This window comes from Cytobacillus firmus (assembly GCF_023612095.1).
GTDB lineage: Bacteria > Bacillota > Bacilli > Bacillales > Cytobacillaceae > Cytobacillus.
In genome coordinates this window covers 2,172,383-2,199,176 of sequence record NZ_CP086235.1, presented here as the reverse complement: position 1 = coordinate 2,199,176, position 26,794 = coordinate 2,172,383, and the positions used below count along the sequence as shown (strand labels likewise).

General features: G+C 41.5%; 31 protein-coding genes. 13 read left to right on the top strand and 18 right to left on the bottom strand.

The genetic code is table 11. The features are described from left to right. Nucleotides 1–63: 63 nt before the first annotated feature. Together LLY41_RS11185 and LLY41_RS11180 are read right to left on the bottom strand one after the other, a co-directional pair. Complete coding sequence (locus LLY41_RS11185) at nucleotides 64–1,860, bottom strand: ABC transporter substrate-binding protein (RefSeq protein ID WP_304585375.1); 1,797 nt, start codon at nucleotides 1,858–1,860, stop codon at nucleotides 64–66. A gap of 28 nt (nucleotides 1,861–1,888) precedes the next feature. Beyond that, nucleotides 1,889–2,638 carry a PIG-L deacetylase family protein gene (locus LLY41_RS11180; RefSeq protein WP_304585374.1) on the bottom strand — a complete coding sequence of 250 codons (750 nt, stop codon included), beginning with the start codon at nucleotides 2,636–2,638 and terminating at the stop codon, nucleotides 1,889–1,891. Nucleotides 2,639–2,873: 235 nt separating this feature from the next. Between LLY41_RS11180 and LLY41_RS11175 the strand changes: the two genes are divergently transcribed. Beyond that, nucleotides 2,874–3,800 (top strand): cupredoxin domain-containing protein, encoded by a 927-nt coding sequence (locus LLY41_RS11175; protein WP_304585373.1) that lies wholly within the window; start codon nucleotides 2,874–2,876, stop codon nucleotides 3,798–3,800. On the opposite strand, the gene LLY41_RS11170 is transcribed toward LLY41_RS11175, so the two are convergent. Both LLY41_RS11170 and LLY41_RS11165 read right to left on the bottom strand, forming a co-directional pair. After that, complete coding sequence (locus LLY41_RS11170) at nucleotides 3,786–5,180, bottom strand: MATE family efflux transporter (RefSeq protein ID WP_304585372.1); 1,395 nt, start codon at nucleotides 5,178–5,180, stop codon at nucleotides 3,786–3,788. The genes LLY41_RS11175 and LLY41_RS11170 overlap by 15 nt on opposite strands. An 11-nt stretch (nucleotides 5,181–5,191) precedes the next feature. Then, the gene (locus LLY41_RS11165; protein ID WP_304585371.1) at nucleotides 5,192–5,464 is read right to left on the bottom strand and encodes a metal-sensing transcriptional repressor; all 273 of its coding nucleotides are present in this window, start codon (nucleotides 5,462–5,464) and stop codon (nucleotides 5,192–5,194) included. Between the two features lie 251 nt (nucleotides 5,465–5,715). Here LLY41_RS11165 and LLY41_RS11160 point away from each other — a divergent pair, with 251 nt between their 5' ends. The 5 genes from LLY41_RS11160 to LLY41_RS11140 all read left to right on the top strand — a co-directional run bounded on the left by LLY41_RS11160 (nucleotide 5,716) and on the right by LLY41_RS11140 (nucleotide 7,433). Next, on the top strand, nucleotides 5,716–6,267 hold the full coding sequence (locus LLY41_RS11160) for a hypothetical protein (RefSeq protein ID WP_304585370.1): 552 nt from the start codon (nucleotides 5,716–5,718) through the stop codon (nucleotides 6,265–6,267). A 14-nt stretch (nucleotides 6,268–6,281) separates the two neighbouring features. After that, a complete protein-coding gene (locus LLY41_RS11155; protein WP_304585369.1) occupies nucleotides 6,282–6,515 on the top strand; it encodes a hypothetical protein in 234 nt (77 codons plus the stop codon). 233 nt (nucleotides 6,516–6,748) lie between these two features. Next, the gene (locus LLY41_RS11150) at nucleotides 6,749–6,967 is read left to right on the top strand and encodes a DUF1659 domain-containing protein (RefSeq protein ID WP_095243109.1); all 219 of its coding nucleotides are present in this window, start codon (nucleotides 6,749–6,751) and stop codon (nucleotides 6,965–6,967) included. Between the two features lie 44 nt (nucleotides 6,968–7,011). After that, the gene (locus LLY41_RS11145) at nucleotides 7,012–7,230 is read left to right on the top strand and encodes a DUF2922 domain-containing protein (protein ID WP_048009200.1); all 219 of its coding nucleotides are present in this window, start codon (nucleotides 7,012–7,014) and stop codon (nucleotides 7,228–7,230) included. Between the two features lie 65 nt (nucleotides 7,231–7,295). Next, nucleotides 7,296–7,433: a YvrJ family protein gene (locus LLY41_RS11140; protein WP_019380521.1), complete on the top strand. Its 138-nt coding sequence runs from the start codon at nucleotides 7,296–7,298 to the stop codon at nucleotides 7,431–7,433. A gap of 145 nt (nucleotides 7,434–7,578) precedes the next feature. On the opposite strand, the gene LLY41_RS11135 is transcribed toward LLY41_RS11140, so the two are convergent. The 9 genes from LLY41_RS11135 to LLY41_RS11095 form a co-directional block, all read right to left on the bottom strand. Then, nucleotides 7,579–8,085 carry an NUDIX hydrolase gene (locus LLY41_RS11135; RefSeq protein ID WP_095243110.1) on the bottom strand — a complete coding sequence of 169 codons (507 nt, stop codon included), beginning with the start codon at nucleotides 8,083–8,085 and terminating at the stop codon, nucleotides 7,579–7,581. 96 nt (nucleotides 8,086–8,181) lie between these two features. Beyond that, entirely contained in the window at nucleotides 8,182–9,318 is a 1,137-nt protein-coding gene (locus tag LLY41_RS11130) for a mannitol-1-phosphate 5-dehydrogenase (RefSeq protein WP_304587992.1), read from the bottom strand. A 12-nt stretch (nucleotides 9,319–9,330) separates the two neighbouring features. After that, a complete protein-coding gene (locus LLY41_RS11125) occupies nucleotides 9,331–11,424 on the bottom strand; it encodes a BglG family transcription antiterminator (RefSeq protein ID WP_304587991.1) in 2,094 nt (697 codons plus the stop codon). Nucleotides 11,425–11,514: 90 nt separating this feature from the next. Beyond that, on the bottom strand, nucleotides 11,515–13,428 hold the full coding sequence (locus LLY41_RS11120) for a PTS mannitol transporter subunit IICBA (protein WP_304587990.1): 1,914 nt from the start codon (nucleotides 13,426–13,428) through the stop codon (nucleotides 11,515–11,517). A gap of 157 nt (nucleotides 13,429–13,585) precedes the next feature. Further along, a complete protein-coding gene (locus LLY41_RS11115) occupies nucleotides 13,586–14,032 on the bottom strand; it encodes a hypothetical protein (protein ID WP_304587989.1) in 447 nt (148 codons plus the stop codon). Next, nucleotides 14,029–14,472: a DUF2243 domain-containing protein gene (locus LLY41_RS11110; protein WP_179288949.1), complete on the bottom strand. Its 444-nt coding sequence runs from the start codon at nucleotides 14,470–14,472 to the stop codon at nucleotides 14,029–14,031. Before LLY41_RS11110 ends, LLY41_RS11115 begins: the two co-directional genes overlap by 4 nt. 119 nt (nucleotides 14,473–14,591) lie before the next feature. Continuing rightward, nucleotides 14,592–15,494, bottom strand: coding sequence for a cupin domain-containing protein (locus LLY41_RS11105; protein WP_304587988.1), 903 nt, complete (start codon nucleotides 15,492–15,494; stop codon nucleotides 14,592–14,594). Between the two features lie 557 nt (nucleotides 15,495–16,051). Further along, nucleotides 16,052–16,705 (bottom strand): DsbA family oxidoreductase, encoded by a 654-nt coding sequence (locus tag LLY41_RS11100; RefSeq protein WP_286137166.1) that lies wholly within the window; start codon nucleotides 16,703–16,705, stop codon nucleotides 16,052–16,054. A gap of 191 nt (nucleotides 16,706–16,896) precedes the next feature. Further along, complete coding sequence (locus tag LLY41_RS11095) at nucleotides 16,897–17,904, bottom strand: DUF3231 family protein (protein ID WP_095243122.1); 1,008 nt, start codon at nucleotides 17,902–17,904, stop codon at nucleotides 16,897–16,899. A 110-nt stretch (nucleotides 17,905–18,014) separates the two neighbouring features. On the opposite strand from LLY41_RS11095, the gene LLY41_RS11090 reads away from it, so the two are divergent. Further along, nucleotides 18,015–18,386, top strand: coding sequence for a hypothetical protein (locus tag LLY41_RS11090; protein WP_304587987.1), 372 nt, complete (start codon nucleotides 18,015–18,017; stop codon nucleotides 18,384–18,386). Nucleotides 18,387–18,554: 168 nt separating this feature from the next. On the opposite strand, the gene LLY41_RS11085 is transcribed toward LLY41_RS11090, so the two are convergent. From LLY41_RS11085 to LLY41_RS11075, 3 genes are all read right to left on the bottom strand, one after another. Next, nucleotides 18,555–19,670 carry a cysteine desulfurase family protein gene (locus tag LLY41_RS11085; RefSeq protein ID WP_304587986.1) on the bottom strand — a complete coding sequence of 372 codons (1,116 nt, stop codon included), beginning with the start codon at nucleotides 19,668–19,670 and terminating at the stop codon, nucleotides 18,555–18,557. A gap of 375 nt (nucleotides 19,671–20,045) precedes the next feature. Continuing rightward, nucleotides 20,046–20,426 (bottom strand): VOC family protein, encoded by a 381-nt coding sequence (locus tag LLY41_RS11080; protein ID WP_095243125.1) that lies wholly within the window; start codon nucleotides 20,424–20,426, stop codon nucleotides 20,046–20,048. 95 nt (nucleotides 20,427–20,521) lie between these two features. Beyond that, a complete protein-coding gene (locus LLY41_RS11075; RefSeq protein ID WP_175609088.1) occupies nucleotides 20,522–20,749 on the bottom strand; it encodes a hypothetical protein in 228 nt (75 codons plus the stop codon). Between the two features lie 231 nt (nucleotides 20,750–20,980). On the opposite strand from LLY41_RS11075, the gene LLY41_RS11070 reads away from it, so the two are divergent. Both LLY41_RS11070 and LLY41_RS11065 read left to right on the top strand, forming a co-directional pair. After that, a complete protein-coding gene (locus LLY41_RS11070) occupies nucleotides 20,981–21,274 on the top strand; it encodes a phospholipase A2 family protein (RefSeq protein ID WP_304587985.1) in 294 nt (97 codons plus the stop codon). Between the two features lie 109 nt (nucleotides 21,275–21,383). Further along, on the top strand, nucleotides 21,384–21,755 hold the full coding sequence (locus LLY41_RS11065) for a VOC family protein (protein WP_095243128.1): 372 nt from the start codon (nucleotides 21,384–21,386) through the stop codon (nucleotides 21,753–21,755). 66 nt (nucleotides 21,756–21,821) lie between these two features. Here LLY41_RS11065 and LLY41_RS11060 read toward each other — a convergent pair whose 3' ends face one another. Next, on the bottom strand, nucleotides 21,822–22,049 hold the full coding sequence (locus tag LLY41_RS11060; protein ID WP_095243129.1) for a hypothetical protein: 228 nt from the start codon (nucleotides 22,047–22,049) through the stop codon (nucleotides 21,822–21,824). 133 nt (nucleotides 22,050–22,182) lie between these two features. Here LLY41_RS11060 and LLY41_RS11055 point away from each other — a divergent pair, with 133 nt between their 5' ends. After that, a complete protein-coding gene (locus LLY41_RS11055) occupies nucleotides 22,183–23,052 on the top strand; it encodes an EamA family transporter (RefSeq protein WP_304587984.1) in 870 nt (289 codons plus the stop codon). A gap of 367 nt (nucleotides 23,053–23,419) precedes the next feature. On the opposite strand, the gene LLY41_RS11050 is transcribed toward LLY41_RS11055, so the two are convergent. After that, complete coding sequence (locus LLY41_RS11050) at nucleotides 23,420–23,935, bottom strand: YoqH family protein (protein ID WP_286137157.1); 516 nt, start codon at nucleotides 23,933–23,935, stop codon at nucleotides 23,420–23,422. A gap of 112 nt (nucleotides 23,936–24,047) precedes the next feature. Here LLY41_RS11050 and LLY41_RS22475 point away from each other — a divergent pair, with 112 nt between their 5' ends. The 3 genes from LLY41_RS22475 to LLY41_RS11040 all read left to right on the top strand — a co-directional run bounded on the left by LLY41_RS22475 (nucleotide 24,048) and on the right by LLY41_RS11040 (nucleotide 26,750). Further along, complete coding sequence (locus tag LLY41_RS22475; RefSeq protein WP_142301762.1) at nucleotides 24,048–24,092, top strand: erythromycin resistance leader peptide; 45 nt, start codon at nucleotides 24,048–24,050, stop codon at nucleotides 24,090–24,092. Nucleotides 24,093–24,420: 328 nt separating this feature from the next. After that, nucleotides 24,421–25,284, top strand: coding sequence for a putative RNA methyltransferase (locus LLY41_RS11045; protein WP_095243131.1), 864 nt, complete (start codon nucleotides 24,421–24,423; stop codon nucleotides 25,282–25,284). Next, entirely contained in the window at nucleotides 25,284–26,750 is a 1,467-nt protein-coding gene (locus tag LLY41_RS11040) for an Msr family ABC-F type ribosomal protection protein (protein ID WP_304587983.1), read from the top strand. Before LLY41_RS11045 ends, LLY41_RS11040 begins: the two co-directional genes overlap by 1 nt. The last annotated feature ends 44 nt before the right edge of the window (nucleotides 26,751–26,794 follow it).

The window sequence follows — 26,794 nt, the reverse complement described above, 5'->3', positions numbered from 1 at the left end:
AATTATTTCATTCATTGAAAAAGGATTTCCCGTAAAATTTGTTTTTACGGGAAAATATTCTGTTTAAAAATCAAAGTCATCATTGTTTTTGTCGCTTTTCTTCTTTTTTCTTAAAAAGAAGAACGCAATGATTCCCAATAAGAGTATTGCACCAAATACATATAAGGTTGTGTTGTTTCCACTTTCAGAGTCTTCATTATTGCTTACTTTATTATCTGCAGATTTAGCATCTTTTCCATTTTGATTCTCTGTAGTGAGATCTGTTTTTTCTCCTGAAACAAAGGACAATTTATTAATTATTCCCTTACCTACTTGAAAAACATATTGATCATACTTCGCTGGATTAAAGGCATTCACAATTTCTTGATAGTAAAGAGTAACAAATGGAGCATCATCAGCAACAAATGCCTGCATTTCTTTTATCAAATTCAGCCGTTCTGTTTCGTCGTACGTTACTTTTAATTTTTCACCCAGCTGATCAAACCTTTCATTCTTATATCCCCCGATATTAACGGATCCGATTGTTGGATCGGAATGGAATAGATCATTCAGTCTGTCAGGAAACAATTGCATCGTATTTGACCAGCTCCAAACCCCCAGATCATAATCTCTTCCTTTACTTACATCGAAATCCGGCCACATTAATGAGTCAACTGTCGTGGAATCCATGGCTTTCACTGTATTCTTAATGCCCACCTCGTTCAATGCTTCTGAAACTAATTCAGCCGTCCTGATTCTAATTGGGTTTCCTGCATAGACGAGCGTAGTTAAATTAATTTTATTCCCTTCCTGATCTTCTCTAAATCCATCTCCATCCTTATCTATAAAGCCTGCTGCTTCTAATATTTGCTTGGCTTTTTCCTGATCATAAACCGGTTTAAGATCTTCATTATAATAAGAAGAAGAAGGATGAATAAACCCTGGACTTCCAACTTCTGCAAATCCAAGCAGTACTGTATTCACTATGTTTTCTTTATCAATGGCATAATCAATCGCCTGGCGAAACGGTGTTTCAGTCATTGGATATTTCTCTGCATTTATTTGGAATAGACTTGTACTATATCCAGGACCTCTTACAACCTTTAAAGATGAGTTTGATTCAAATTGTTCAACAAGTTCCGGAGAGATACTGGTTGATATTACGTCTAATTCTCCAGCCTGAAGGGCATTGTACATGGCAGTCGTATCTTCAATAATTGGAAAAATCAATTCATTAATCGGCGGAGTACCTTTAAAATATTCTTCGTTCGATTTCATTTTGTAGTATTGTCCTGATTTATGCTCTTCCAGTATATAAGGACCACTCCCAAGCGCATTTGTTTCTTCATCTGGGTTTGTCACATTAGACCATATATGCTGAGGTAAAATGGGCAAGTCGGACAGAGGCTGGATCATGAAATTTGGATCAGCTTGGGATAATACCAGCTTTATACTTGTCTCACTTAAAACCTCAATTGAACTGATTGCTTTTAACGGATTAGTAAATCGGGATTTTGGATATTCAATAAAATAATCCATGGTAAACTTCACATCTTCTGCAGTTAGTGGCTCACCATCATGCCATTTAACATTTTCATGCAAATTTAATTCATACGTTTTTCCGTCTTCACTAACTGTATAATCTTTTACGAGCCAAGGCTGAGGCTTGTTATTTTCATCCAAGTTAAAAAGAGTATCATAGAGTAAATTCACCAAATCCAGTCCCGGGTAACCCGTTATATACGTATAAGGATTTAAACCATTTTCATCTTTCGTTATGCCCACTTTTAAGGATTTGACTGCCTCTTCAGCATGGACCGGCTGAAAGCCCGAAAATAATAGCAGAAGTATTAAGCCGAGACTCAGAAAAGACTTTTTCATCTTCACTCCCCCTAATTGGTTATTTTCTTTATTTAATTAACTCGTCCAGATGAAAGTTACCTTCCCTTCTGTAAGCTTCTGCAAGTGCAAAATGACCGTGAGTAGCAAGGCCGTGATAGACATGGACTGCTTTATCAAGCACCTTATGGATCGCCCTGCCTTTTTCATGGAAATTGTTTAGTTGAGAGAATCCAGGAGATAAGATTTCCGCTGCTTTAGAATCGAGCATGTCATCAAAATGCATTCCGCTAAACTCCATTTGGCTCTCAAGCATATCCATAGCCGCTTCTTTCTTATCCCATACATCTGATATATCAATGACAGTATTAGGGTGGTGCGGGGTCATATAATAGATTGTTGGAATAGGGTGCGGGTTTAATCCTGGTGTTTCATCCAGTGCAAAGTCTCTGCTGGCCAGTGCAATTGACTCAAGTAATAATGTCATGGCTGGACGGCGATCCGGATCTAAGTCATGGAAAGAGTGTTCGGGATCTTGTGTAATGATAATGTCAGGCTTCACTTCCCTTATTACCTTGATTAATTTCACTTTCGACTCCTTACTTAAATCAACCGTTCCATATTGAAAGTTTAAAAATGACACATTGACACCTAATGTCTGTGCTGCATTTCTAACTTGAGGCTGGCTTGATTCTCGACAAAGCATGATAGTTGCATATGACTCGCCCCCGCTTAAAACATTTTTTGCCAGGGCTCCTCCGCATTCAACAACTTCCATACCATAGACACCTAGGAATAAAACCTTTTGACCTTTCGACATCTCTTAAAACCTCCTCATAATGTACAGTACCCCTCTATCGTATATCCGGGTATTAAATCACATGATAATACCAAACTAATAATTTGTAAATACTGAATCGTTAGAAAATTTTAAATTTTTATACTTCTAATTTCCCAATTTGTGAATATTGCCTGATCCTCACGAGAATAAAATTATTAGCATGGCATGTCTTTCTTGTACATATCATTTAGCAATACAAGGGGGGTTGATCATTGTGAGTTTATTTCACTATTTTGTGCTTGCAACAATATCAGGGATTGCCATATTAGTATCTTTAATCGCTCATAAATTAAGAGAGCGATTGACAAATATGCATGCTATGGTCATTGCGATGATGATGGGAATGAATATAGGGTTAACCGCTGGGGTTCTGTTCGGATCACTTTATCAGGGAGATTTATATTCTTCCACTTTAATCTCTATCGGAGTCGGTGCTGTTGGAGGCTTAGTCTGCGGATTAAGTTTGGGTACATTGTCCTCTATCGAAGGTTTTATGTCTGGTCTTATGGGTGGAATGATGGGAGCAATGCTAGGGGAGATGATTACGCATGAGCAAGCTGCTGTCTTATTGAATATTATGCTTACACTAACCACAAGTTCATTACTTTTATTTTATATTTTACCTGTTTCAAAAGAGGATGAGAATGAAGTTAACAAAAAGAGCTGGCTTTTAAGACCATTTTTAACATTTGTTCTCCTCTTATCTTTTCTGCTTTTTGGAAATCAATTGGACAAAAACATTGCTTTTTCAGACTCGAATTCATCAGGTCAGCATCAACATGGCATTCAAGATAATTCCGAAATAGAAAATCAAAAGATTATATTAAATGTTCACCCATCAGATTTTAGTTATTCACCTTCAGAAATTATTGTGGAAAAGAATCAAGCTGCTTCTATTACATTAAATAATCATGATCAAGTTGATCATGATATTGAAATAAAGAACATAAGTTTCCAAGAAGGTTCAGTTAGTCAGCATACTGAGCACACTTCCGGTGGAGCAGATTTTCATTTGCATGCTTCAGCCAACAGTTCCGCAGTTATTACTTTTACACCTACCAAAACGGGAGTCTATGAGTTTTATTGTACTGTTCCTGGTCATAAGGAAAGCGGCATGACCGGGAAGTTAATTGTAAAATAAAAAAGAGTCAGTTCCCCGCAGCCTTTGCTGAAGGAACTGACTCTTCTTTTTCCACTTTCCATTTCGGAAATTCTTTAAAAGGAAGGCCGCTCTATAGAGATTATCCAATCCAATAGCAATCCAAATTCCTGCTATACCTAACCCAAGAGTTATTCCGAGAAAGTAAACCCCGCCAGTTCTGATAACCCAAATACCAACTAAAGTTAAGTAAAAAGGATATTTAGTATTTTCTGCACCCTGGTATATTCCAGTTAAGATCAAAACAATGGCCAAGATAGGCTGAATGAAAGCATCAATTTGCAAGGCTGTTTTTATTTGATTTATTACTGCAGCATCAGATGTGAAGAACCCTCCGATCCATTCACCGCCAATGAATAAAAGAATCCCAAATAAGCTCATGACTGCAGTTCCTATCCACAGCGAATACCTTGCATATTCCCTGGCCTTCTCAACCTCTCCAGATCCAATGCATTTACTTACAAGAGTAGTAGCTGCAGTTGCAAACCCATAACCAATCATATAGGCAAACACTTCAATGTTTCCGGCAATTTGGTGGGCAGCAAAAGTGTTAATTCCAATACTGACAATAAGGCCAAAATAGAGCACTTGACCGACTCTCATTGCTAACCTTTCTGCAGCAGCAGGACTGCTCAGTGAAATTATTTCCAGCAGCATCTTTTTATTTATCCACCAAAAGTCACTTCTCCACTCAATCATATTTGCTTTTCTAATATAAATAAATAATCCAATTGAACCTATCAGACGGGAGATAAGAGTAGCATAAGCTGCCCCTTCAATACCTAAAGCAGGAATAAATAAAAACCCAAAAATCAGAATATAGTCTAACAATATATTTATTAAATTAATGAATATACTAATCTTCATTGGTGATTTTGTATCACCATTACCTCTTAACACACTGCTTAATACGAACATGAGTGAAATAAAAATGGAAGGAATCGCTACTATTCTAAAATAAGAATTAGCTGCAGAAAGTACACCATTTTCCACTCCCATTAAACGCAGTAATTCTTCTGAGAAAAACAGGGTTAATAAACCAAAAAACACCCCAACAAAACTCGCTAAGAGAATCGATTGAGCTGTTACTTCTTTGACTTTTTCTTGTCTCCCTGCCCCTATGTACTTTGCAACGTAAACATTAGCTGAAATTCCAATCGCCATAAAAACAGCAAAGTAAATAGCAAGGATTGCATTCGTTACTCCAACTGCACTAACTTCAATTAGGCCCAGCTTCGAGACAAACAGAGTGTCTACAAAACCGAGTATCATCTGAAAAAAGTTCTCAATGACTACTGGTATTGCTAATAAGAGAATGGTTTTAATAATACTTGAGCGGGTTTGTTCTTTAGCATCCTCCATAACAGCACCCCTTATTTAATGAATTTATCAATAGAGTCATTAAGCTGCTTTAACATTTCTGCTTCTTTTCCGCTTTTTACAGCTTCGATAAGGCATCCCTCTAAATGATCCTTTAGAATGAGCTTTCCACAGCTATCTACAGCTGAACGGACAGCAGATAGCTGTATCAGCAAATCGTTGCAATCTCTCCCCTCTTCGGTCATTTTCTTTATTGCCCGGACATGCCCTTCAATTTTAGCTAAACGATTTACAATACTTTTTCTGTGTTTATGGTGATTATCCACATACCCACCCCTTACCCCCCATAGGGGTTATTACTAAATTAATATTACCACATTTTCTAAATATTCAAAATTTTTATGGTAATTCAAGTTAATCAAGCGGATAAAAAAAAGCATTGGAAGTATATCCCCTAATAATCTAGCTTATTCGCTTTCATTAACCCGTTCACAAATCTGTCACACCCTTCCCAAAACCACCCTGTCCAAATCCCCCCTTGATTTGTATATAGAAGATGAAAGGGTGGTGCAGTTTAATGAATTTAAAATCAGGCAGTGTCGACCAGTTTGAACAATTTTCTCAGTTTAAAGATCTTCAGGAGTTTAATGCCCATTTGGAGATGTGGCTATCGGTACATAAGGACAAGTTTTCAAAGAGTGAGCTGGCCGGTTTAAAGAGGCTGGTTCGTTTTGCTGCGAAAATTCCGGGAGTATCGAATGCCAAAATTGGCACTGTATTAAAAGCGATTCACGAAGAATATAACGGCAATGGTATTTCCCGCTCCACTTTTAAAAGAATGATTGCCAAGGCAGCTGAGATCGGTATTTTTACTGTTCATGAAACTGAGAGAAAAAACGGCTCACAGTCCAGCAACTTATATGTTTTTAATCGTTTTCCAAAGAGTGAACCACCTAAGAGAGATAAATTGGACCACCCTAATAAAACTATCAATCTTTCTAAAACTATTAAAAATCAAAAGAGTAATAAACGTAACGAAACCGTCCTCGATCACACTTTTACTAGTGACCGTGTACCACAATCATTTATCAGTCCAGTTAAATACTTTTTTCGGAAGCCAGGCAGATAGAGGAGTTTTGGAGAATGGCATCACTTGCAGCCTATAAAAATAATTGTGAGTTGAGCTCAGAAACAGCCATCCATTCCTTTAAGCAGCTGATCAGGAAAATGAAAACCAGCACTATCGCTAAGCCCGTTGCTTATTTCTACGGAATCCTGAATAAGAAATTTGAAGAAAAATACTTTGAAGAATTGCATGAAATGGGATTTGCAGCTGAAGACAATGCCTTTTCACTAAATTTCTTCTACAAAAAGTAGCTAACTGCCCCTTTGTCGGGAGTTAGAGTCCCTACCTGAAGACTAAAACCCCTTCACTCAGGACTGTCTGTCAGGGAAATTGCTGAAAAAGAACGGGTCTCCCTGTCTGCAGTCAAAAACTGGCGGCATGGTGCGCGTGAGAAGCAGAAGAAAATAATGCAGCAAAAATAAAAATCACCCTGTCCTTTTCCCCTTCCAAAGTATATATAGAAGGTGAAAGGAGGTGACCCAAGATGGCACAAGCAATTATCACTGATTCCAAACTTCGCCTGGTATTTGAAACAGGCCTTAATGAGCAGGGCAAGCCGGTTCACAAATCAAAAACTTACAGCGGCGTAAAGCAATCGGCCACAGCAGACCAGCTTTTCACAGTTGGACAGGCGATCGCCGGCTTAAGCAGTTACCCAATGACTGAGATTAATAGAAATGACAGCTTCGATATTTTAGGCTAAACACAATCTATTAAAAAACCAAAATCATAAGGAGGGAATACTAAATGGCTAAATCATTAGAAATGACTTTCATCTCTGAACTGGGCAAGCCAACGAAACTATCCGTTGATAACCCGATTGAACCGATTGATCCTGCTGCGGTAAAAGCAGCCATGGAGCAAATCATTGCTGCCAATGCATTTGAAGGCAATGGCGGAGATTTGGTTTTAGCGGAAAGTGCAAGATTAGTTGAACGGAATGTAACTGAATATGAATTAGTATAATATCATTGGCCGGATTCCTTGGAACCCGGCCATTTTTACAATACCGCCAGAAAGGAGCAGCTGCCATGGAACAGATGGTCACATTAATCAGCGAGCTCGGCTTCCCAATCGTCGTCACCCTTTTTCTGCTGAACCGAATCGAAGCCAAACTCGATGTTGTTGTGTCGTCCATTCAGGGATTGCCTGATCGGCTTAAAGAATAGACTATTTAATCCCTTCCTCCTATGAATGGCTTCAGCTCATTCACGATAAAGTCAGCATAATCACTCCCTTTTCCTCAGGTAAATCCGGATTTTTCTCTCCTGATTGAAAATAGCTACCGTAAACACTTCAAGCATGGCTGCCACCTCATTCTGATTGTTCTAAAAGTGCTTTCAAAACAAAATTTTCTCTTCTTATCCATCCATTGACGCTATTCAGTTTAGCTGCTGCCTCATTCCTTGCGATTGCTTCTTCAATAGGCACCCACTCCGGTGAAAATTCCTCTGTGATCTCATAGCCTTCAAGCTGCTGGTCTATTTGCTGATGATCCATTAATTCACAAAGATAATAATGAGAATTCATTTGAAACAGCACAGTATCATCAAACACATCGATTTTCCGTTCAACAACGGTACCCAGTTTTTTCTTCACGGCTGTATGTATGTATCCCGTTTCTTCTGCAATTTCGCGTAATAGCGCATCATGCCAATGTTCATTCTCTTTAACTCCTCCTCCCGGGAATTTATATTCACCCCGATTCGAGCGAACCAGCAAAATCCCATTCTCACCCAGAATAACGGCTCTGACAGCTTCCCTCGTTGTCACAGAATGATACTTCAGATCTTCTTCTTCAAACACTTCAGTAAATTTCATAAATACACCTCACTTGTAAAATATTTTACAATGGTCCCAGGAAAAAAGCTCCAAAAAAATAAGACTGCCGAACATTCTCAGCAGTCTTCATTCCTTTTATTTATTCAAAACTTCATATCGCTTCAGTATTTCTCCTGCAAGCTCGCTTGATTCTTCAAGTCCGCATACTTCTTTCAGCACATAAACCACTCCGTTTTCCTGAATCATCTCCTGCAGCTTAACCGCTTCGTCATCTTCCCTGTTGTCAAACAATAGGGCTGCAGCAATGGCTTTTGCCAGGTTTGTGTAAGATAAGCCTGCTTTCTGTGCCTGCAGTGCCGGGCGGACCAGTCTGTCTTCGGGTCCGAGCTTCCTTATTGGTGACCGGCCGACTCGTGAAACACCGTCATTCAGGAGTGCATTCTCAAAACGGCCGATAATTTTATCGATATATTTCTGATGTTCTTCCGGATTCAGATCATATCGATCTATTAAATAGGCACCTGTTTCGCCCAGTGTCGCCTGCACTTGCTTGTAAATGTCGCCGTCAGCAAGTGTCTGGTCGATGGTTTCTTTCCCTGCCAGGTAACCGAAGTACGCAATAACCGCATGTCCTGTGTTAACCGTGAACAGCTTTCTTTCGATAAACGGTGCAAGCTCCGGAACAATCTTCATTCCCTCAATATGCGGAATGTCATCAGTCGTTTCGACAATCCATTCATGGTACGGTTCAACCAATACATCGAGTGATCCCTGGTTGTTCTGAATTGGAACAATCCGGTCTACAGCGGAGTTTAAGAAAGATACATTCTCAAGATTCATACCGCTCTCCAGATTCTCCAAGATATAGCCCTTTAATAAGTCAGTTGCCGAGATCTGATTTTCACATGCAATGACATAAAGCTTATCCGTGATTCCTGCTTCCGCTCTGGCAGCCAGGCCTTTCGCCATTAACGGAGCAATCCGCGGAAGAATATTAGGCCCAATGGCTGTCGTTAAGAAATCAGCCTGTTTAATGGCCTCAATCACTTCAGCCTCCTGCGTCAGATTGTTCAATCCTGACACATTTTCAATGGTCAGGCTTTCCTGTTTATCTGCAGCCAGTATCACTTTATATTGTTTTTCTTCGTTTAATTGATTAATAATTCCTTCAGCAATGTCCACAAACGTCACATGGTAGCCTGACTGTGAAAATAATGCTCCGATAAATCCTCTTCCTATGTTCCCTGCACCAAAATGCACTGCCTGTTTCATCGAATCATTCCTTTACCGGTTTATTTTAAAATGAGACTGGAGGTATTCTGTAAAAATCGATTCAAGCTTCCTGTAGATCATTTCTTCGTTTCCGGAAGAAAAGAGTAAAATCGCTTCCTCTGTCTCAATGATATTCGTGCTGATTAAGCTTACTATTTCCTGCTCTCTGCTGCTTAGCTCGTCTGGCGCCAGCATGAGCAGGAGGTTTTTCATTGCCACTTCTTTTCCGTCCATTCCCTTTACCAGGCAAGGGTTGGGCAGATGGGCAATTTGAAAAATAAGTTTACGGACGTTTATACTGCGCGCGTGAAAGAGAGCCATATTCGTTTCAGGAATGCCCAGGCCGCCTTTTTGTTCCCGCTCCCTTAATGATTGAAGCACATCTTCAGGATTTGTCAGCAGCTGGTCTCTTTCTGCATTCGCTAGCATCTTTGCGAGAATCTGCTCCTGGGCTGCTTTCCCATTCATCCGGTAAAACCGGAAGTTTTGAATAAGGGACTGGATGCTCTCCTGAATATCTCTTATTTCCCCAAGCATGGAGTCTAAAGAGACATTACTCTGCTCAGTCTGCCGTTGCCCATGATCCGCCAATTCCTGATACTGCTTCCCTTTTGTAAGGCTTTCAAGGTTGTTCTTCAGGTAGTTTTTTATCGAGAGAATATTTTCTTCACTTAAGAGCGGGTTCACCAATATATACTCTGCTTGTATAAAAGGAAGTCTCACAGTAGAAAGAATTAAATCATATTCCTTCAGATCGGCATCCTCTGACATTTCCTTAATCGATTTGATTTCGATGACATCAATTTCAGCCACCTCTTTTTTCAGCCTGCTTCTCAGCATCTTGGAAGTGCCGATGCCTGTCGGACAAATGAGCAGCGCCTTTATGGAAAGATTCTCTTCCTGCATGACAAGGGCCGAGCCGAAATGAAGAACGATAAACGCAATCTCATCATCGGAAAATTGATCAATATCCGTAAACTCCTCTTCAAGACTATTTTTCACAGCCATGAACAGAACCGGATACTTACGTTTGATTTCCTCTCGAAGCGGGTTATAGGACTCCATATTCTGCTTGATCCGGTATATGGATGGCTCCATATGGGCGAGCAGTCCCTGAAATAAGGAAAAATCCTTGTTCAAATCCACATGGAGCTGTTCCGAAACTGATTTAATCACGTTCCTGATCATTTGGGCGAGTACAATGCTGTCGTACGGAAAAGCCTCCGTCCCGCTCCATTTGGTGCCTTTAAGTAAACGAGCCAGGTAAAGGATATCCCCCTCTGAAAAATCACAGTCAAATGTCTGTCCGAGCCTGCTTGTGACCTCCTGAATCAATCCGTATTCCACGGTAACCTCTGTCTCCGGAAGATTCTTGCGTTCCACCGGGAACCCGCTGAGTGTTCTTTTCAGCGTTATGCACGTATGCAGCACGATCTCCAGATATCCGCTATCCGCAAACCGGGCAGGTGCGCCAGTGAACACAGTCTGAACGATACTGTTCACATGGCGGAGCTCATCCGCTTCAAAGTAATGCAGAATGCTGTCTTCACCAAGCTTCCCTTTTTCAAGCAAAAATAATTTCTCAATTAATTCTTCATGAAAGTATTGCAGGAGAAAATGGGCAAGCGCCCTTCGTTTATTTGCTTCCGTTCCGTGTAGCTCTACACCGACTCCACGCTTTCTCGTCAAGTCCACCTGGAAAAGGGATAGCCATTCAGCAAGCTCGTCGAGATATGCCGTCAAAGTCGCCGTGCTGATGCCGAGGTAGCCGGCAAGCACCTGAGTCTTATAAACGTCTTCCTCAAGAATGGCCAAAAGAAGGCGCAGCTTCTTTTCCTGAGGTAACTCATCGATCGGTTCGCTGCTGGTTAAATGCTGGATCAGCCTGAAAATCTGTTCGTTTTTCCCTTCAATAACAAGTCCCTGATTTACATTTCGGGTTAAGGTCAGTCCGAACTCACTGACAATTTTCTCAACTGCCTTTAAGTCCCTCTGGATTGTTCTCGCACTGACGTTTAATGAAGAAGCAATCGACAATGCCGTGTGTTTACCCGATGTTTTTATAATCAATTCAATAATGGCTTTTTCCCTCGATGTAATATACATGAGATCAGCTCATTTCTACAATTAGTGGCATAAAAGGTTACAAAAACACTGAATAGAAAAGCGCATGAGAACGCTTTTCTATTCGTGAGTTTATTTCTTTCCGATAATATCCATGATGGTCTCTAAGGTCTCTGCAGAAGCCAGTTTCTCGATATTATCCATGTCAGAACATGTTACCGCGATGCCTGATAAGATTTCAAGATGTGTGCCGTCTTTTCCTGCAATTCCGAAGATCAGGCGGACCTTTTGGCCATCAAAATCAACGCCATTTGGCACCTGGATAACCGTAAAGCCGGATTTGATGACAGCCTTTTTCGCCTCTTCCGTTCCATGAGGGATCGCTACATCATTCCCCATATAAGTGGAAGTGATGTTATCACGTTCAATCATCGCTTCAATATAGCTCTCTTCCACATAGCCTGCATCCACAAGCACTCTTCCGGCAAAGCGGATTGCTTCATCCTTATCAGCAAACTCTTTGTTCAGGAAAATATTTTCCGGACGCAATAAGTCGTCTTCATGAGCCATTTCCTCATCCTTCGTATCAGGAACATTCTCTTCTGCTTCTTCAACGATTTCGTGGAGTTCCGAGTTAGCCGGGAACTGCAGTGATTCAATCAGCTTGTCATACTCCGGACTTGATAGGAAATTATCAACCGATACATGGAAGGCATTCGGCACTTTCTGGCGTGCCCTTGGTGTCAGTTCTTCTTGTGTAATGACGATCTGGGCATCTGCAGGAAGATTGGAGATCGCTGTATTCGTAACTGCAACGTCCATGCCTGCTTCCTTCACCTTTTTGCGCAGCAATGATGCACCCATGGCACTTGAGCCCATTCCCGCATCACACGCAAAATAAATTTTAGATACGTTATCAGGCATGGCAGCCTTTTCACCTTCTAATACGTTTGAAACAGAGCTTTTCTTGCCTTTCATTTCCTGCATCTTTTTCGCAGCTGCTTCAATATCTTCTTCACCCTGCTTGCCTGTTTTCATAATGAAGGCAGAGACAAGGAATGAAACTGTTGCAGCCACAAGCACACCTGCAAAGTTTGCAATATACGCACTTGCATGATGTGGTGTTACAGCTGTGATGGCGATGATGCTTCCCGGTGATGAAGGAGCGAACAATCCGCCGCCTAAAAGAACCAGTGTGAACACACCGCTCATTCCGCCAAGGATAACCGCAATAATGAGCATAGGACGCATTAAAATGTACGGGAAGTAAATTTCATGAATCCCGCCGAAGAAGTGAATGATTCCGGCACCAGGAGCAGATTTCTTTGCATTGCCTTTTCCAAAGAACATGTAAGCAAGCAAAACACCAAGACCAGGTCCTGGGTTCGCTTCAAGCAGGAACAGGATGGATTGTCCTGTTTCTTTTACCTGCTCAACGCCAATTGGCGACAGAACACCGTGATTGATGGCATTGTTCAGGAATAATACCTTTGCCGGTTCAATCAGGATGCTTGTCAGCGGAAGCAGCCCTGTGCCAATCAGCCAGTCCACACCTGCTACAAGCCAGCCTGTGAATTCATCAACTGCAGGCCCTATACCAAGGAACGCAAGGATGGCCAGAATGGCACCAAGAATTCCTGCTGAGAAGTTGTTCACGAGCATTTCAAAGCCTGCACGCACTCGGCCTTCGACCAATTGATCAAATTTCTTAATAACATATCCGCCAAGGGGACCAATTACCATGGCGCCAAGGAACATTGGAATTTCTGCCCCGGCAATTACCCCCATTGTCGCGATGGCACCAACAACGGCACCGCGCTGATCATGAACAAGCTTACCGCCGGTGTATCCGATTAACAGCGGAAGCAAGTATGTCACCATTGGCCCTACCATTTTGGCAAGGCTTTCATTTGGAATGAAACCAGTAGGTATAAATAAAGCTGTAATAAGACCCCATGCGATAAAAGCTGAGATATTCGGCATCACCATGGAGCTAAGGAAGTTACCGAACTTCTGTACAGCAACTTTAAGATTAGATTGAGCCATTTACACTCATCCTTTCAAAATAAGTACTTTATTACTAATGGTAAAGTACTTAACCGCCGGACTCAACAAAGGAGAAACCTAACTTTGTCGCATGACTGATGACAAAACTATGGTTTCTCCTATATCAGGTTGAGTTCTCCGGTATTTCCCTACTGATTCACTTCAATGACCTCTGTTGCCTGCACGGGTTTTCCCCAGCCATTAATGCTCCGTGATTGTTCGAATTAAGGGTTATGGTTATTTCATTTCTGCCTTCCTTCAGTTTGCCTAAATGATAGTACTCCCCGTACAGGCGGCTGATTTTTTTGCCGTTTATGTATAAGTGGGCATGTCCCTCGTTATAGCTTGGCTGCCTCTCGCCCACTTTCTCAGGGGCAAAGGTAAAATGAACGAGATCCAGCTTCAAAAGCCAGGTATCCGGACCGTCCGGGGATACGGTTACACCTACAGACGGAATCTCATTTTCTTTCGGAATTTCCACATATCCATGGGACATGTGACCCGCTGCCCCGGTCTGATTATGCGGATTCTGACTGGTGTAAAAATAAAAAAAGCCTAAGAAGATAACGATAAAACTGATCAAGCTTCTTACTTTTTTCATCATGCTTCCTTCTCCATCCTCTTAATCATAAACCCAATTATGACAAGTACTAATCCAATTGCCAGAAAGGCCAGATCATAGAATAAAGGGTTTTCTGCCAGTGGCCTGACACGGTGCACCTGCAGGATATGATGGTCCACAATTCCTTCGACAAGATTAAAAGCGCCTCCCCCAATGAATATACCGCCAGTGAAGATCTTCCAGCTGGTACCCAATTCATTTTTGCGGGCATCCTGAAAAATCTTCATCCCGCCCCAAAGCAGCTTCGCCGAAAATAAAGCAGTAAATAAACCATCTGTAAAAATTTCGAGCTTGATATTCGGGCTGAGAATCATATGATGCCATTGCAGCAGCTGATGAAATACGATGCCATCAATCGCCCCAACAAGACCTAACCCAAGGATTAAGCCGGCTATAAATAGGTTTTTATTTTCTTTTCTCACCTTAAGCACCATCCTGAAAAAATCGTATTACTTCGATTAGTGCCCATAACATGGTCAATTTATTCTTTTTTTCATAAAAAATAAGGAAAAGCCGCTCCTGGACTTTTCCTTTTTCGTGATTATTGATGGTGCTCTTCTTCTGCTGCCATGGCTTCTGCCTTTGTTTTATGGACCGTTCCAAACGGATGCTGCGGCGGCGCATAAATGGAATATAGCTTAAGAGGCTTATTGCCTGTATTGATCAGATTATGATATTTGCCTGCAGGAATGATAATCGCAAAATCATCCGCTACTTTCCGCTGAAAATCCAGCCGGTCAGGACTGTCCCCCATATAAACCATTCCTTCACCATCTTCAAGTCTTAGGAATTGATCGAGCTCCGGGTGAACCTCAAGGCCAATATCCTCGCCAGCATTGATGCTCATTAATGTCAGCTGCAAATGCTTTCCAGTCCAGAGGGCAGTACGGAAGTTGTTGTTTTTCTTCGTTGCTTCCTCAATATCCACAACAAATGGCTGCGGACCGAAATCGGTCACCCGGTTATTCAATGATACTAATCGAGCGGCATTTTCCTGTTCTCCACTCATTGCCCATAAGAACACATTTTGAACCTGTGGAAGCTGAGTAAGCACGGAACCCCTTTGGTTCTCCTCGAAACCTTCCATTTCGATTTGATAAGCCCTGTGCAATCCATCACGGTAATGATCAATGGCAACATGGCCGACCTGATACTCGGGCTGTTTCCCTGTTAAATTGTAATAAAGGTTGCAAAAATGGTTTAAATAAATTTTCTTTCCTTCGATTGCCTGAATAATGTTCTGCTTGTGCTCTTCATTTGGGGCATGCTCTGCCAGCTGAGTGTATAATTCGAGTGCTGATGCTTCCCTTTTGACTCCTTCAAGAACCGTTTCACAAAGCTGCTGAAAATGATCCTGATTGCTTCTTAACATTTCGTCAGTATGATACACCGGTGAATGAGGCTGAGGGTAGTAAGGATAGGAATACGCATTAGGATGATACAATACTTGTCATTCCCTTCACAGAATTATCATCACATCATATGCCTATGAAAATAGAAGGTACATTGTTTTATGAAGTTGGGCTTATATACTTATATACGCAAAAAACCAGTCATGTCCCTGACTGGTTCCGAGTTACTCTTTTTGTGTCCGAAGTTGATCCGGGTTCTGACTCTGGAGCGCCAATTTTCTCTTTTTGTGTCCGAAGTTGATCCGGGTTCTGACTCTAAACCGCTCTTTTTCCCTTTTTGTGTCCGAAGTTGGACCCGGTTCTGACTCTAAACCGCTCTTTTTCCCTTTTTGTGTCCGAAGTTGGACCCGGTTCTGACTCTAAACCGCTCTTTTTCCCTTTTTGTGTCCGAAGTTGCACCGGGTTCTGACTCTAAACCGCTCTTTTTCCCTTTTTGTGTCCGAAGTTGCACCGGGTTCTGACTCTGGAGCGCCAAATTTCTCTTTTTGTGTCAGAAGTTGGACCCGGTTCTGACTCTAGACCGCCAATTTTCCCTTTTTGTGTCCGAAGTTGCACCGGGTTCTGACTCTAAATCCTCTTTATGATTTAATTATTTCTTCGGGATTTCACAGCCGTCATCATCACAGATCATACCTTCGCTGTCATTTAGAACAGTTATCTCGTCCTCTGCAATTATCTTCTGCAGCGCTTGAACGATCATCTCTGTTGGCTGCGCCCCGCTTAATGCATACTTTTTATTAATAAGAAAGAACGGTACCCCTGTAATGCGGTACTGCTGTGCCAATTGCTCATCTGCACGGACTTCAGCCGCAAACGCATCACCGGCAAGCATTTGTTCAGCTTCTTCCCGGTTCAGGCCAACTTCTTCTGCTAACTGGGCTAATGTTGCAGGATCTCCAATATGCCTGGAATCTGTAAAATAAGCCTTCAGCAGCCGTTCTGTCATTTCTTTCATTAACCCTTTTGTTTTGGCAAACATCGTCAGACGGTGTGCGTCAAACGTATTAGTGAGAACAATGGTATCAATGTTGAATTCCAGCCCGGCGTTTGTCGCCATCTGCACCATGTTTTGCGTGTTGGCTTTCGCCTGCTCAATCGTCATCCCATATTTCTTCGACAATTTTTCATACATGTTATCCTGAATATCCCGCTCTGCCGTCGGGTCCAGTTCGAAGCACCTGTAAGTCACTTCGATTGGATGATTAATCTGTTTAATGGCATCCTCCAGATGCCTTTTGCCAATATAGCAAAACGGTCAAGCGAAGTCAGTCCACATCTCAATATGCATACCTGATTCCTCCCATACAGTATTTTCTTCTTTAGTATAGTTGGGTGGATTTTATTTTACACGGAAAAAGCTCAAAGCCGGAATCCTGATTCAGGATTGGGTCGCTTACAGTGCTTGTTATACGGATCTTGGCGTTATCATTTCTCTCATCTATTCGCCAGTTCATCATGATCCGCCGGATGCGGCGGCTCCTCGAACCAGCCATTTTTAATCAGAATGTTTGCGCCATCTTCAGCATAATTAGCGATCTCAGCAGACAGTCGGATGAAGCTAAGCGAAATATCTTTTCGTGCACTCGATGCAGCACTTGTTGCATATAAACCTGTACTTAATGCAATGAGCGTGGTTGTCATAAACAACATTAGTTTATCTGAAAAGGGAGGAGAAGTGGAATCTGTTACTTCCATATCCCAGGACAAGCTAATAGGCAAAAAACTTTCCTCAAGCTGCTCCGCAAAGATTTTTGTATGTTTTGCAGCTATATCCCTTCCCCTTATCAAGAATTGGCCAACTTCCTTGGATTTGGCAACCTGGCTAAATCCAATCATAATCGAGTTTCCCATGGCATTCCTTTTCAAGCTGTTATATATATTTGTAATTTCAATCACATTCAGGGGCCTTTTATCGCCGAACAATCCGCCCATGAATTTTTTGCTTTCGACAAAGCTGGTTTCTTTTACCGGGATGACATGGGGAGATCTCATATACAAGCCTTTGTTCATAAGCATATTTTTTAGCTTTGTTTCGTACGCATTCGCTTCCATTAAGCAATTATTAAAGTATTCAACAATATCTGACCGGACAGAAAGTGTTTTGGCCAAAGCATAAAAATTCACTGCAAACATGGTAAGATTATAAAGGAAATGCAGTGAGAAATTTTCTGAGAACAATTTTGGGGCATTAGGATACACATCCTCTTCCGGCTTAAATCCATAAGGAATGGCAATCCCTTCATTTTCAAGAAATTCAGTCACCTTCTTTAAATGGGTCACCGTTAATTGAAGACCATCCTGAAGCATGGACTGCAGTTTCTGGTCTTCCACTGTAGTTGAAAAATAGGTGAAAATACACTGACTCAAGCTGCTGTTCAAATAAGCCGACCATAATTGCGCTATTTCAGCTGCAGTTAATGCAGTGTTCTGACTATCATTCATGACTACACGTCCCTCCTTTTCTATTAGCATTTCCAAAAGCTGAAAGAAAAACAATCACATTTAAATAAATGAATAAATATTGCACACACTAATAATGGGAGGTGTTTATTTTGATCCTTTATCATGGTTCCATTAAGAAATTGGAGTACTTTCAAAAAGAGATGTCAGTCCAAAAAACAATGAAGGAATTCGATACACTTGGGATCTGGTGTACATCCAATTTTGAGTCTGCTCAGTCATTTGCCATTGGAACAGAGACCGTCTGTGAAAAATCGGATACGGAGTTCTGGGAGGATGGAACGCCGAAAGTGGTTCAATACGATAAGCAGATCCGCGGATATGTCTATAAAATCTATATAGATGAACCTAACTTAAAGGAATTTGATTCCTTTGAACAATTCATGAATGAGAGAGATCCCTTTTGCGACTATGCGAGCACAAAAAAAGACACCTTAACTGGAAAGATAAGGCGATCCTATTAAATAAAGATGAAGCCAACGTTGAATTTCGCGAAAGTCTTACGAAGCAAGGCTTCGATGGGATGGTCATTCCGAAAATGGCCATTGAAAACGGTTATGAAGATATGTACTGCATTTTTTCAGATGATAGTATGCAGATTGCTGATGTCTTTTCAGTGGAATAACGGGCTCCTAAATCACTTCTTTAAGCCAGGAAACCACCTGATCAAGCTCCTCTTTTGTCGTATATTTCCCCAGGCTGAATCTGACAGCGCCCATTCCAATGTGTTTCGGAACCCCCATTTCCTTCAAAACTGGAGATAATTCCACTTTTCCTGCATGACAGGCAGACCCTGTAGAGGCTGCAAGCTGAGGAATGGCTGATAAAATGTCCTGGCCAACCCGATTCATAAAACTGACATTAAGGGTATTCGGCAGCCGTTTTTCTTCATGTCCATTTAGGACTATTTCATCTCCAAAGGCCACCTTCAATTTACCCCAGAAATAATCCGTTAAGTCAGCAAGCCCGCCGTCCGAGACATGCTTCCCAGCTAACTCACAGGCTTTGCCGAGTCCGGCTGCAAGCAAGGTATTCTCAGTTCCTGCACGCATTCCAAACTCATGTCCTGCCCCATGAATAATCGGTTCAAGCTCGATGCCTTTTCTGATATATAAGGCGCCAACCCCTTTAGGCGCGTACAATTTATGGCCGGCAATGGTGAGCATATCCACATTCAGCTCATTAACATCAACAGGCACCTTCCCGGCGGATTGGGAAGCATCGGTATGAAATGCGATCTTGTGCCTCCTTGCGATTTCGGCTATTTCTTCTATTGGCTGCAGAGTCCCCACTTCATTGTTTGAATGCATAATGGTGATCAGGATTGTGTCTTCCCGAATCGCCTTTTCAATATCTCCAGCAGAAATCATTCCATATTTATCCACATCCAGCATCGTGAGTTCAGCCCCTAAACGCTCGAGAAATTTTAATGGCTCGATTATGGCAGGATGCTCTATTTTTGATGTAATGATGTGCTTGCCTTTTTTCAGATGCTTGAAAAAATAGCCCTTTAATGCCAGGTTATTTGCTTCACTTCCGCCGCTGGTAAAAATAATCTCTTCAGGTGAGCATGACAGCAAGTCAGATACCTGTTGCCTCGCACGATTCATTTTTTCTTTTACCGGCAGCCCTGCCCAGTGCATTGCAGAAGGATTTCCGTAAAAGTCTGTCAGAAAAGGATACATGTGATCTGCAACCTCTGGGGCCAAAGGTGTGCTTGCGTTGTAATCAAGATATACTTTGTTCATTTCCCTTCCCCCTTTCTTTAAGAATATCAAAATAATAGAGGTAATGGAGCTTTAGTTTAATTTAAAAAGAGATGCCCCCGCACCCCCTCCAAAAAACATTTAACAATAAATTTACAGACCTTTTATCCTGCTTTAATAAAGCAGGCTTAAAATAAAAATATACCAACTAATCGAAAGGAGCTGGCGCTATGCTTGAGAAACTTTTTAGATTAGCGGTCCTGACTATTTTTTGTACGCTTTTCCCGTAAGCTTTAATCCTAAAAACTCAGTTTTTAGTTTTTTTTATCTCCCAATGGAAGCCCGGCATCAAAATGTGAGCTGACAAGCCTATGTAATGCTCGATCAACTGCCGCGATCGTCTTTCACTCAAACTTTTCACTTTCTCTCCATAACAGCAAAGTAATTCTCTTCACCATCCGCAAAGTTAAAAACCCGGCCTGAAGGCATTTCTGCAATTTCTCCAACCGTAATGCCCTTGTTTGAAAAATCGCTATGAAGTTTTTCAAGATTTTCTGTAAAAAACATCAACGAAGGGGTGCCCAGGTTTAATCCCGGCGACATCTTCGCTACCCATTCCTTATTATGCAGAATAATACTCGTCTCCGACTCCTTTGATGGAGATACTTCGATCCATCTCATTCCCTGGCCATTATCTTCCTCGGCCAATACATGAAATCCGGCTTTTTCAGTCCAAAAATTTACTGCTTCATCCTGATTGTTAACGTAAAGCATAATTTGTCCGACTTGTTTAATCATGTTCTTACACTCCTTTCGTTATTTTTATATTAAATAAAACTGAAAATTTAATCAATTAAAAAAGAGCCCTGCCCCAGGGACAAAGCTCAGCCTTCTTAGTAATAGTAAGGATATGGCGCGTACGGGTAAGGCGGGTATGGATAATAAGGATATCCAAAGCCAGGTCCCGGCGTCAGCAATGCTCCTGTCGCAAGCCCTCCTAAAAATCCAAGCCCCAGACCAAAGCCTGGGCCGCCAAACCCGAATCCCGGCCGGCCAAACCCGAATCCGGGTCTTCTTCCAATTCCAAATCCGGGACGAACTCGATGGTCAGTGAAATACATGCCATTGTGCGGAACAAACTCCTGTGACACCGGCATTTGCTGGTATTGATAATCCAAACGGAACTCCTCCTCTGTATTTGTCTACAGTAAAGGATATGCGTCAGTTGCCTATGGGGTATGGGCCCCTGCCCTTAATACGAAAACAATCTTCTTTTAATAGATAAGTAACCACACCTCTATTATGATTCTGTCATATTCATAGATTAAATTGATATTAAAAGAGGGATACTATTGAATAGAAAAAAACGGGTTCCTTGCCTTTTTCCGGGCTACAAATGGTGCGGTCCAGGGTGCAGCGGACCGGGCGCACCCATTAATGGAGTGGACGAATGCTGCAGAGCACACGATAAATGCTGGGCAAGCGGAAGATCCAAATGCAGGTGTGACCAGGAATTTCTCAGATGTCTGAAGCCAAAAACAAACATGCATGGCGAAGAAGGAACCATTGCGTCAATCATTTATATTTATATGAAGATTCAGACCGATTTTACCTGCAGCCGGTTTCGGAGGAGAAGACATTATTAAAAAGCGGCGCTAGCCGCTTTTTTTATTCACAGTAATATTGCTTTATTAAATGACTTCGATTAAACTCAAAATTAGTTATCTGAATAATAAGAAAACCGAAGGAGGAACCATGAAAATAGGAGCGTTTTCAGTAAGCTTAAGCGTAAAAGACATTCAGAAGTCAAAAGAATTTTACGAAAAACTTGGTTTTGAGGCATTAGGCGGAGATATTGAGCAAAATTGGCTGATTTTGAAGAATGAAAACTGTGTGATAGGTCTATTCCAAGGCATGTTCGAGAAAAACATCCTTACATTTAATCCTGGCTGGAATCAGAACGCAGAAAACTTAGAGGAATTCACTGACATTAGGGACCTTCAAAAGCAGCTGAAGGAACAAGGGATCTCTATTATAAATGAGGCAAATGAATCAGGCTCCGGCCCTGCAAGCTTCACCCTTGAAGATCCGGATGGCAACGCTATTCTTTTCGACCAGCATAGATAGATATTCTTCTTACATAAAAATAGAAGCAGCAGTGCCCATTGTCACTGCTGCTTTAGCTCAAAACAATCACCGTTCATTTCCCCGTTTAAAATTCCCCGTTATCTTCGCCATGATTAATTGCCTGCTCTTTTCATCTTCAGCATCACTCATTCTTTTTAGAAACTTCTCCGACTCTTTACCCTTTAGGATTTTCACTTGTTTTCCATTAAAATCAAGAAACACTGTGCTATTTTTATTTACCCGAAAGCTAAATGGTTCTTCATCAAGGCGATTCCTTTTATCAATATGATCCATTTTCTTCCTCCTTGCTTAACCAAACTATAATATAGAATACTCAACAAGAAAACAGAATTTTTTAACTAAATGAATCAAATAATATTCTATACATCACTATACTTAACCAATTGCAGAAGTGGAGTTCATGTGTATGAGTATAATTTTAGCCATGCTGGCCGCATTGTTTGCATCCTTCACCGCCATCCTTGCGAAAATTGGCATTGAAAAAGTTGATTCCAATCTGGCTACCGCAGTCCGGACAATTGTGGTGGTCATCATGGCTTTTTTAATGGTTCTTATTACTGGTGAAACAGAAAGCATCTTTACTATTTCGGTAAAATCGTACATATTTCTTATTCTCTCAGGCCTGACAACCGGCTTATCATGGATCTGCTTTTTTAAAGCCATTCAGATTGGAGATGTATCGAAGGTAGTTCCCATCGATAAGTCGAGCGTCGTCTTAACGATCCTCTTATCATTTTTTATTCTCAGGGAACCCGCCACAGCACTGGTTGTTTCAGGCGGAATCATTATCTCCATTGGAACCTTTGTCTTAATTGGACGGGACAGGAAAAAGACCCGCCAAAAGAAAGTATTTAATACAAAGTCCTATATTTTTCTGGCCGTGCTGTCCGCTGTATTTGCTGCAGCCACCAATATTTTAGCAAAGATCGGAATTGAAGACGTCGACTCCAATGTGGCTACCTTTATCCGGACTGTGATCATCATTCTTTTCGCATGGGGCATTGTACTTTTCCAGGGGACTATTAAGGAGCTTAAAAACATTTCGAAAAAGTCCTATTTATTTCTCTTCCTCTCCGGAGCCGCAACCGGTTTATCCTGGCTGTGCTATTTCGGTGCTCTCGCCATCGGCAAGGTTAGTGTCGTGAACCCCATTGATAAATTCAGTGTGGTGCTGACAATGATCTTAAGTTTCATTATTTTAAAGGAAAAGCCAGGTATGAATATCATAGCCGGTGCCGTTTTGATTACAATTGGGACGGCTTTGCTGATTATTTAGGAAATAAAAACGAAAACGGCCTGATTTTTTGGCCGTTTTGCTGATTTTGGACTTCCTGCAGCTGTTTTTTTAGGTGAGCATACAATTTACTTTCGGATAACATATTTTACTTTCGTATAAAATCATTTATTTGCGCATAGCAAAAACGAGTTTTAGACGGCATTCCTTATTATTTAGACAATAAATACGAAAAAAACGGCCTCATTTGGGCCGTTTTCCTGATTTCCAATTTAGATTGGGCACCCAGCGTGTCTTTTTTTTACCCCAAACAGCATTTCTGTGCGGATAGACCAAATTTATGTGCAGATAAAATATTTTATGTGCGGATAGCCCTTTTTTATGTGCGGATAAAAATATTTATGTGCGCTTAAGCACTCCTACCCACCTGCCTGACACACCCCTTTAATGAATTCTGCAAAATAACCGGCCCCAATGTACCGGATCGGGAATTGGATAGACGCAATTGCACAATTGCATCAGGAGAAAGCTCAGCTGATATTTCGTCAAACTTGCCAACCCATGGGATGCCGCCAAAGATACTTGGCTGATCTTCTTTAACAGGGTGCATTTTAAATCTCCAGCTGATTACACCAGGAATTTGGGCAACCCCTTCGTATTGGTCATAATCGCCAAATGCAGAAGGCTGGGGCACCCAGTCAGCATAGATTCCAATCGCTGTCCGTTCCCTGACAGGACTGTCCGGCTCATCTGTATAGGGCTTCTTCACTTTGGTTATAAGAGCTGTTCCCTGCATATTCGGTATAACTTTTACAGGCTCCAGCAGAATGGTGCAGGGATAGGAAAGAGATTCCGCATGCGCTTCAAATAAAGGAAATGAAAAAACACAATCAAAATCGTTAATAATCGTTTCCCTCCGTTTCAATGACTAATTTACCCTCCATTCCGCTGCAAAATTCGGAGGAACCTTTGACATTTTTAATAGATGGACATATAATGGTCACTGTATCAAATTAGTTTAGGAGGATTATTAAAAAATGACACACGCGATGAGACTTCGATTCCCAACTTTGAACCAGTAATTTAATACGTTCAAAGGCTCTGTTTGTGTGAACAGAGTAAACGGGATTAGTCTGTCCTTTTTTAATAATCTTCAATTCATATGAAATAGCCTTATTTGTGCTATTTCCTAAATTGCCGTCAATGCATGGCAATTTTATTATGAATGGAAAGGCAGATTTTTCTGCCTTTCTTTTTTTATGTCTATAAGCCTTCCAATAGACAGCAAAAGGAAGGTTTATTTGCTGACGGCTCCTGATCAGCCCCTAACCGAATTAGGATGGGCCCTCTTCCCTTTACTCTGAATCACAGGCAGATGCCTGTGATTTTTTTATTGAAAGGAAGAAGAAAATGGATAGTCACTCTAAATATAAAAATTATGTAAATGCACTTAGATGCCCGCTATGTGAGGATTCACTGCAGGTTGTTCAAGCGAAAAGCCTGATATGCCCAAACAGGCATACCTTTGATATCTCACACCATGGCTATGTGAATATGCTCAGCCATACACCGAAGGGCCGTTACAATAAAGCTTTATTTGAAGCCAGGAAGAAAATCATTATGGAGAGTGAGCTTTTTACACTTCTTCATGAGAAAATAACAGCCGCAATTGACTCCTTTTCCGCCGATTCTGATGCCTTAATCCTTGATGCAGGATGCGGTGAAGGATCGCATCTTGAAAAGATTTTGCGCTATTCCAGAAACGGACTAGTGACAGGGATTGGCCTGGATATATCCAAAGCAGGGATTGCTCAGGCTGCCAAAAGCTATAAAGATTCCATTTGGCTTGTCGGGGATCTGGCAAAATCTCCTATGGCTGATCGTTCTATGAATATGATTTTAAATATCTTTTCTCCTTCTAATTACAAGGAGTTTAAACGGATTCTGACTCCAGGCGGGCTCATCATTAAGGTGGTGCCGCGTGCAGCTCATTTACAAGAGCTGCGGAATGCCATTCATGGAACCAATCAAAACAGCAATTACAGGAATGATGAAACCATCTCCCTTTTTAAAAAGCATTTTACGCTCATAGACATTGTCACCGTGTCAGATGCAAAAGAGTTGAATGAAAAGGAACGGACACATTTAGTGCAGATGTCTCCCCTTGCCTGGGATGCCGATGAGACAGCTTTGGAGGCATTCAAAAGCAGCCAAATCACTATTGACGCAGATATATTAATTGGATTAAACCAAAAAGAAACGAGGTTATCGTAATGGAAAATGTACTTTTTGAATTAAAAAATATAGAAGTTTCCTATTTAGATAGAGTAGTATTAAACATTCCCCGGCTGGCTGTGCATCAGTTTGACCGGATCGGAATTGTCGGCAAAAACGGGGCTGGGAAAAGCACCCTCCTGAAGCTCATGGCTGAACAGATAAAGCCTGAGAAAGGACTGGTTAACTGCTTTGCTGATTTTGCCTATTTCGATCAGCTGTCAGCGCCCGATGAAAGCGAAATAGACTATAAACTGGCTGGTCAGCTGGGAATCCCGGACACGGAAATCGAAAGTTTAAGCGGCGGGGAAAGAACGAGGAGGAAATTAGCGCACATTTTTTCCAGCTATTATGAAGGATTGTTAATAGATGAGCCCACCACCCATCTCGATAAGGAAGGGATAAAATTTTTTATTGATGAGCTGACCTATTATTATGGTGCCCTTGTGCTCGTCAGCCATGACCGGTATGTTCTGGACCAGCTCGTCACAAAAATTTGGGAAATTGAAGACGGAACTGTGACAGAATATACCGGTAACTATTCTGATTATATAGAGCAAAGAGAACTGCAGCGGAAACAGCAGCTTGAGCAGCATGAAAAATATGTGAAAGAGAAATCCCGCTTAATAAAAGCGGCAGAAGAAAAAATGAAAAAGGCTGAGAAAATTACCCAAGCCAACGGGCATATCTCCAAAAAGGAAACTAAGGCCAAAGCCAATAAAATGTTTATGACAAAATCCAAGGATACAAGCCAAAAGGCGGTCCAGCGCGCAGCCAAAGCCATTGAGCAGCGGGTACAGATGTTCGAGAATGTGGATGCGCCAAAGGAAGAAATGACGATTCGCTTTCATCAGCATCCAACACTGGAAATGCACAATAAATTTCCAATTATGGGAGATCGGGTAACGTTAAAAGGCGGAGAAAAAACACTTCTGAAAGAAGCGAGCTTCCAATTCCCCCTTGGCAAAACGATTGCCATTACTGGAAAAAACGGATTAGGAAAATCAACACTCCTCAACCATATCCTGAACCGCGGCGAGGGTATTACCCTCTCTCCTAAAGCGGTAATCGGCGCCTATGAACAGATGGATTACCAATTCGATAAAAGCAGAACGGTGCTGGATTATATGAAAGACAAAAGCGATTATGATGATAGTAAAATTCGTTCGGTTCTGCACTCCATGAATTTTACAGGAAATGACCTGAAAAAGGATGTGCGGAGTTTAAGCGGCGGCGAAGCAATCCGACTCGTGCTATGCCAGCTTTTCCTGGGCAGATACAATGTGCTGATATTAGATGAACCCACAAATTTTCTGGATATTTATTGCATCGAGGCTCTGGAACAATTTTTAAAAGCCTATCAAGGAACTGTTCTGCTGGTTTCACATGATACGGTATTTATTGAACGGGTAGCTGATTGTGTGTATGCGATAGAGGATCAGATGCTTGTTCTTAAGAAGAACTAAAAAATGGACCCGGCTGCTTTTGCAGCAGGGTCTTTTTCGTAGGG

Bases quoted from the DNA above. Each gene is read 5' to 3' on its own strand.
- LLY41_RS11045 (WP_095243131.1), top strand. From the start codon at position 24,421: ATGGATAGTCACTCTAAATATAAAAATTATGTAAATGCACTTAGATGC.
- LLY41_RS11140 (WP_019380521.1), top strand. From the start codon at position 7,296: ATGGAACAGATGGTCACATTAATCAGCGAGCTCGGCTTCCCAATCGTC.
- LLY41_RS11095 (WP_095243122.1), bottom strand. From the start codon at position 17,904: ATGAATGATAGTCAGAACACTGCATTAACTGCAGCTGAAATAGCGCAA.
- LLY41_RS11065 (WP_095243128.1), top strand. From the start codon at position 21,384: ATGAAAATAGGAGCGTTTTCAGTAAGCTTAAGCGTAAAAGACATTCAG.
- LLY41_RS11150 (WP_095243109.1), top strand. From the start codon at position 6,749: ATGGCACAAGCAATTATCACTGATTCCAAACTTCGCCTGGTATTTGAA.
- LLY41_RS11160 (WP_304585370.1), top strand. From the start codon at position 5,716: ATGAATTTAAAATCAGGCAGTGTCGACCAGTTTGAACAATTTTCTCAG.
- LLY41_RS11085 (WP_304587986.1), bottom strand. From the start codon at position 19,670: ATGAACAAAGTATATCTTGATTACAACGCAAGCACACCTTTGGCCCCA.
- LLY41_RS11135 (WP_095243110.1), bottom strand. From the start codon at position 8,085: ATGAAATTTACTGAAGTGTTTGAAGAAGAAGATCTGAAGTATCATTCT.
- LLY41_RS11115 (WP_304587989.1), bottom strand. From the start codon at position 14,032: ATGATGAAAAAAGTAAGAAGCTTGATCAGTTTTATCGTTATCTTCTTA.
- LLY41_RS11080 (WP_095243125.1), bottom strand. From the start codon at position 20,426: ATGATTAAACAAGTCGGACAAATTATGCTTTACGTTAACAATCAGGAT.
- LLY41_RS11060 (WP_095243129.1), bottom strand. From the start codon at position 22,049: ATGGATCATATTGATAAAAGGAATCGCCTTGATGAAGAACCATTTAGC.
- LLY41_RS11040 (WP_304587983.1), top strand. From the start codon at position 25,284: ATGGAAAATGTACTTTTTGAATTAAAAAATATAGAAGTTTCCTATTTA.
- LLY41_RS11125 (WP_304587991.1), bottom strand. From the start codon at position 11,424: ATGTATATTACATCGAGGGAAAAAGCCATTATTGAATTGATTATAAAA.
- LLY41_RS11075 (WP_175609088.1), bottom strand. From the start codon at position 20,749: ATGTATTTCACTGACCATCGAGTTCGTCCCGGATTTGGAATTGGAAGA.
- LLY41_RS11180 (WP_304585374.1), bottom strand. From the start codon at position 2,638: ATGTCGAAAGGTCAAAAGGTTTTATTCCTAGGTGTCTATGGTATGGAA.
- LLY41_RS11185 (WP_304585375.1), bottom strand. From the start codon at position 1,860: ATGAAAAAGTCTTTTCTGAGTCTCGGCTTAATACTTCTGCTATTATTT.
- LLY41_RS11170 (WP_304585372.1), bottom strand. From the start codon at position 5,180: ATGGAGGATGCTAAAGAACAAACCCGCTCAAGTATTATTAAAACCATT.
- LLY41_RS11155 (WP_304585369.1), top strand. From the start codon at position 6,282: ATGGCATCACTTGCAGCCTATAAAAATAATTGTGAGTTGAGCTCAGAA.
- LLY41_RS11130 (WP_304587992.1), bottom strand. From the start codon at position 9,318: ATGAAACAGGCAGTGCATTTTGGTGCAGGGAACATAGGAAGAGGATTT.
- LLY41_RS11120 (WP_304587990.1), bottom strand. From the start codon at position 13,428: ATGGCTCAATCTAATCTTAAAGTTGCTGTACAGAAGTTCGGTAACTTC.
- LLY41_RS11055 (WP_304587984.1), top strand. From the start codon at position 22,183: ATGAGTATAATTTTAGCCATGCTGGCCGCATTGTTTGCATCCTTCACC.
- LLY41_RS11145 (WP_048009200.1), top strand. From the start codon at position 7,012: ATGGCTAAATCATTAGAAATGACTTTCATCTCTGAACTGGGCAAGCCA.